Source organism: Oleiphilus sp. HI0117 (assembly GCF_001635235.1).
Map to the genome: position 1 here is coordinate 1 of NZ_LWGA01000406.1, position 526 is coordinate 526.

The window sequence follows — 526 nt, forward strand, 5'->3', positions numbered from 1 at the left end:
GGATTGTTCAGCTATTCCCTTCTATACATAAAAATTATTGCTAACGCCTTTATTTCGAGTCGTTACAGCTAAATATTGGAAGTCGAGTGTTTCAAACACCTAGACATATTTGTGTAAGGTTCTTTCTAAATCTTCTCTTATAATTGGTTTACTCACATAATCTGTCATGCCGGCCGCCAGGCACTTCTCCCTGTCACCTTTCATTGCGTTGGCCGTTAACGCCAGAATTGGGACATTTTTATACGCCTCGCCGCCTAAGCCTTCGCGGATGTTCTTACTTGCTTCATAGCCATCCATTTCAGGCATCTGGCAATCCATTAACACCAGGTCATATATTTTATCGCTACTGTTTAAAGTAGCCAAAGCTTCTACACCATTGCCAGCCACGTCGATGTGATACCCCATATGGGACAGCAATTCTTTGGCAACCAGCTGGTTAATTTCATTATCTTCAACTAATAATATCTGCACCGCATGAGGTTTAATGCCCGAACCCTCTGACTCACCTTTCAGGGAAACTTCCGGT

General features: G+C 42.8%; 1 protein-coding gene. It reads right to left on the reverse strand.

Annotation, left to right across the window (positions count from 1 at the left end; translation table 11 throughout):
• Positions 1-99: 99 nt before the first annotated feature.
• Positions 100-526, reverse strand: a 427-nt coding sequence (locus A3757_RS04800) for a response regulator (protein ID WP_156506180.1), incomplete at its 5' end; no start/stop codon positions are given.